The sequence below is a fragment of the Mesorhizobium sp. M7A.F.Ca.US.005.03.2.1 genome (assembly GCF_003997795.1).
Lineage (GTDB): Bacteria > Pseudomonadota > Alphaproteobacteria > Rhizobiales > Rhizobiaceae > Mesorhizobium > Mesorhizobium ciceri.
The window spans coordinates 1-2,015 of the sequence record NZ_RZRP01001021.1; the positions used below are offsets into that span (position 1 = coordinate 1).

1 pseudogene is annotated in these 2,015 nt (G+C 66.4%); it reads left to right on the forward strand.

Annotated features, from left to right (window positions below):
• Nucleotides 1-2,015, forward strand: a pseudogene (locus EN991_RS34030) (autotransporter outer membrane beta-barrel domain-containing protein); the annotation flags it as partial.

The window sequence follows — 2,015 nt, forward strand, 5'->3', positions numbered from 1 at the left end:
GTAGAGGTCAAGAACACCACCAACATCACGACCGTGGGCTCCCTCTCACACGGCATTCTCGCCCAGTCGGTCGGCGGCGGTGGCGGCAATGGCGGATCTGTCGGAACGTTTGCCGTCGGTCTGTTCGGCGCCGCTTCCGTGGCGATCGGCGGCGGTGGCGGCGATGGCAATCTCAGCAACCAGGTCACGGTCACCCACAAAGGTGACATTCATGTCGGCGGCATGGGCTCGAAGGCCATCCTTGCGCAATCGGTCGGTGGCAGTGGCGGCAACGGCGGTTCGGCTTATTCAGGCGCGGTCAGCGCTGGTCTCTACGTGTCCGCCTCGGTCGGGGTTGCCGTGGGTGGCGAGGGCGGCAACGGAGGCAACGGTGGAAAGGTAACGGTTCGGGCTGATGGCAACCTGATTGCCGACACCGACGCAGCCGGTTCCGGCGGCATCGTTGCCCAGTCCATCGGCGGCGGCGGCGGCAATGGCGGCCGCGCTGCCACGATTTCGGGTGCAGCCAGCACGGGGGTCAGCGTTTCACTCGGTGTCACTGTTGGCGGCTGGGGTGGCGACGGTGGCAAGAGCGACCTCGTCATCGTCGACAGCGGCATGAATGGCGGCGGCAGCATCGTTACCAAAGGCGCCAACGCGATCGGCATCCTCGCGCAATCGGTGGCCGGCAGCGGCGGCAATGGCGGCGATTCCTGGGGAGCTGCAGGCGGCTTCGGGGTCAACGCCAGCATCAATGCGACAGTCAACATCGGTGGCGGCGGCGGCAAGGGCAACATCAGCGGCGATGTCGCCGTTCACAACGCCATGACGATCAAGACGGGTGGGGACATGAGCGCCGCGATCGTTGCCCAGTCGATCGGCGGCGGCGGCGGCAATGGCGGAGCGACCAATGGCGCGACGGCCGATCTCGGTACAGAAAACGGCGTCAACGTCGCCGTCAACGTTGGTGTTGGCGGGGCGGGTGGCACAGGCAACAAGTCCGGTGCCGTGGATGTTACGAATTCCGCCAATTTGACCACCGACGGCGACTATTCGTCCGGCATTGTTGCCCAATCGATCGGCGGCGGTGGCGGCATGGGCGGTGCGACAAACACGCAGGCCTTCCACGTCGGCGGCACCGCCGGCACGAGCGTTACCGCAAATGTCAGCATCGGCGGCAATGGCGGCGAAGGCAACGATGCCGCCTGTGCCGCGGACGCAGGTGGCAATGCCACTTGTTTCGATGGCAAGGTCGGTGTCGCAGTCGATAATTCGGGCGAGATCCGCACAAGCGGGTTCAACTCGGTCGGCATCCTCGCCATGTCCATCGGCGGCGGTGGCGGCGGCGGCGGCTCGGCTTCGACCAAAGAGGATATCGTCGGCCCAGGCGATGCTGGCGAGACTTCGGTCGGTATCGGCGCGGCGATCGCGCTCGGTGCCGGCGGCGCCGGCAATGGCGGCACGGTTTCGGTGACCAACCGCAATCTGATCGTCACGGACGGCGCCGATTCCTATGGCATCAGCGCCAATTCGATCGGTGGCGGCGGCGGTGTCGGCGGCTCGTCCAGCTCTGGCGTGCTTGGCACTTACGCAATCGGCGGCTCGCTTGGCGGTGCGGGTGGCAAGGGCGGCAATGGCAACCAGGTCGATGTCGTCAATATGGCCGGCGCAACGATATGGACCAAGCAGGAGCGCTCGATAGGCATCTTCGCGCAGTCGGTCGGTGGCGGCGGCGGCGCAGGTGGTGCCGGCGAAAGCAAGGGCAAGAGCGATGGCGGTGAAGTCGCGGTAAACCTGTCGCTTGGCGGCTCGGGTGAGGTCGGCGGCAACGGCGGCAAGGTCAATGTCGAAAACAGCGGCATAATCCAGACCGACAAGGCCAATTCCCACGGCATCCTGGCGCAGTCGATCGGCGGCTCCGGTGGCGTCGGCGGCGCGTCCGGCACGTCATCCGCCGACTCGAAGATCGCCATCACGCTGAGCCTCGGCGGCGCCGGCGGCGCTGGCGGTACCAGCGACAAGGTTCACGTCCAGAA